Annotated in this window: 4 protein-coding genes; all 4 read right to left on the bottom strand. The window is 39.3% G+C overall.

Going from position 1 to position 2,932, the window contains the following annotated elements:
* Positions 1-110: 110 nt before the first annotated feature.
* A complete protein-coding gene (locus tag H5072_RS15885) occupies positions 111-410 on the bottom strand; it encodes a hypothetical protein (RefSeq protein WP_002958795.1) in 300 nt (99 codons plus the stop codon).
* A 162-nt stretch (positions 411-572) separates the two neighbouring features.
* Positions 573-2,057, bottom strand: a complete 1,485-nt coding sequence (gltX, locus tag H5072_RS15880; RefSeq protein WP_002961608.1) for a glutamate--tRNA ligase — start codon at positions 2,055-2,057, stop codon at positions 573-575.
* Positions 2,058-2,096: 39 nt separating this feature from the next.
* Positions 2,097-2,456, bottom strand: a complete 360-nt coding sequence (locus H5072_RS15875; protein WP_002961611.1) for a glutaredoxin domain-containing protein — start codon at positions 2,454-2,456, stop codon at positions 2,097-2,099.
* Between the two features lie 56 nt (positions 2,457-2,512).
* A partial coding sequence (locus H5072_RS15870) for a GGDEF domain-containing protein (RefSeq protein WP_182694069.1) occupies positions 2,513-2,932 on the bottom strand: 420 nt, incomplete at its 5' end.

Here is a 2,932-nt window from a genome sequence, read left to right as displayed (position 1 = left end):
CGGGAATGCTTTTACTATTAATTCCTGTAGTGAAACCTCTGTATCGTACTGCGACCTATCTGTTTTATGCACCGGACAGGCTTACGACTATTAATAAGTAAAAGTGCAAATTATATATTAAGCGCAAAGCTCAGTAGCACACGCTTTCCAGACTCGATTTTAGATACGCTGTGTTCGTACTTATCGGGTCTGAACAAATACACGCGATTAAATAAATTTATAATGCATTTTGAGCATTTAAATACCCCACCCGCTTTAGGTTTCTCTAATACAAAATTAAGCTTGTAATAGCGCCCTTGCTGCACAGGGTCAATATGGTTCATTACGCTATGATTGGTTGGGTAAGTAACAAGGTTTATCGAAAATGTGTTACTGCTAAAAATGGCTTTGTTTTTTACAGGTGCAATCATACTGCCTCCTATGAGTTTATATGCCGCATTGTAGCATTTAGTAAATTATGAATGCTTAGGCTAAACAATATCAAAATACGATGTCATATAGCTAAACAGCCTGAAACAAAAAAAGCCGAACTTATTTTACTAAGCTCGGCTTTTATAAGTGCATTTTAGTAATTATGCACTTGGGTATTCGCGGTACGCACGCTCTATATTTTTAGCCTGCTTTTTAGAAATACCTAAATGAGCAAGCGCTACACGTAAACGAGCACGTGATAAGTCAGAGCCTAATATTTCCATTGCATCAAGCACCGACGTACTTGATGTTTTGCCTGTAATTGCGACAAAAATTGGCTCTAAAAAGTCTTTGATTTTAAGCTCGTGGAATGTAGCCACTTCTTTTGCAATTGCAAAAATAGCGGGCTTATCAAAGCTACGCAATCCTTCTAGCTGCCATACAAAAAATTGTAGTGCTTGGCGTATTACGTTTTCGTCTGCTTTACCAGCTGTTAATAGCGCAGGATCGTAAGTTGGAATACCACCTACAAAGTGCCCTGCCAGCTCAACCATATCCGAAAGGGTATTAATACGCGTTTTAGCCTCAGGTAATACTTTAGCTAACATTTCACCGTTAAACTTCCAATCAACAAAGCGCTGAATTAACTGCTCGTCGGTTAAATTTTCGCGGATCCACATGCCGTTTAACCAGCTTAATTTATCCACGTCGAATACTGGGCCACCAAGCGATACGCGCTTCATGTCAAAGTTTTCAATCATTTCATTAAGTGTGAACTTTTCACGCTCATCTGGCATTGACCAACCCATACGACCTAAGTAGTTAAGCACGGCTTCTGGCAGGTAACCCATTTCTTTATAGTAGTTAATAGACGTTGGGTTTTTACGCTTAGATAGCTTTGATTTATCTGGGTTACGTAGTAATGGTAAATGACCAAGTACTGGCGCTTCCCAACCAAAATCTTCGTAAAGTTTTAATAACTTAGGTGCTGAGTTAATCCACTCTTCGCCACGGAAAATATGACTAATTTGCATATGGTGGTCATCAACTACGTTCGCTAAAAAGTACGTTGGGAAACCATCCGCTTTTAAAAGCACTTGCATGTCTACGTTTTCCCACGGGATCTCAATTTCATCTCGTAGGTAGTCGTTAAACTTAAATGTGCCTTCGCTTGGGATTTTCATACGTATAACGTAAGGTTTGCCTGCCGCTAAGTTTGCTTTAATTTCTTCATCTGTATGGTTTAAACCACGACCGTCGTATTTAGGGCGCAAGCCTTCTGCCATTTGCTCTTCACGCATTTGATCAAGCTCTTCGCTTGTTGCAAAGCAGTAAAACGCTTTACCATCGTCAACTAACTGATGCGCGTATTTTTTATATAAATCGCTACGCTCAGATTGACGGTAAGGACCAAATTCGCCACCCACATCAGGACCATGATCCCACTCAAGCCCTAACCAGCGTAAGCTATCCATAATCGCAAGTTCAGACTCTGGCGTGCTACGTACTTGGTCTGTATCTTCTATACGAAGTACAAATTCACCGCCTTGTTGTTTAGCAAAACAGTAGTTAAATAAGGCGATATAAGCGGTGCCAAGATGCGGGTCACCAGTTGGCGACGGGGCAACACGGGTGCGAATTGTCATGGTAAATTCTCTTTAAATAAGTGAGATAATAAAAGTGGTTTATGCAGCTACTTTGTTTAAGTAAGCAATAATATCGTTTGATTCATACAGCCATTGTACTTGGCCATTTTTCTCTATACGCAGACAAGGCACTTTAACTTTGCCGCCTTGCTCAAGAAGCTCTTGACGATATTGCTCATTATTTTTTGCATCACGCGTTTCTATGTTTAAGCCTTCGCGCTTAATAGCGCGGCGTACTTTTACACAAAACGGGCATGCTTTAAATTGGTACAGTTTAAATTGTGAGGTTTGCTGATCAAGCTGTGCTTGCTCGTCGCTTGCACGCTTTTTACTGCGAGGAGTAAATACAAAATTAAAGAATAAGATTATACAACCTAAAAACCAACGAACTAATTTCATGTTCTGTGCTCTGCTTACAACAATTTAAGGAGCCAGATTTTAGCACAAATTTACAATCAAAAAAGCTCAATACTGTTATCTATCTTTGGTTCGTTATTAACTTCTAATTCACTGTAGGAGGTAACTCTATTACGACCAGTATTTTTAGAGTAGTAAAGCGCTAAATCAGCCTGGTTTACAATACTCGATACAGTATCAATACTCACTAACTCTAAAAAACCAATGCTAATGGTTAATTGGCCAATTTGTGGAAAAGGGTATTGGGCAACATTAAGGCGTAACCGGTTAAGTGCAACATGTGCATCACCCTCTGTTTCTGCTTGAAATAACATAGCAAATTCTTCACCACCATACCTAAATACATAGTCTTCTATTCTAAAATTATTTTTTAGTAGCCGTGCAACAAGTAAAATAACCTCATCGCCAATTACATGCCCGTAGTTATCATTAATATTTTTAAAGTTGTCGATATCGGC

The organism is Pseudoalteromonas sp. SR45-5 (assembly GCF_014163565.1).
Classification (GTDB): domain Bacteria; phylum Pseudomonadota; class Gammaproteobacteria; order Enterobacterales; family Alteromonadaceae; genus Pseudoalteromonas; species Pseudoalteromonas distincta.
This window is presented reverse-complemented; position numbering and strand designations above follow the sequence as displayed.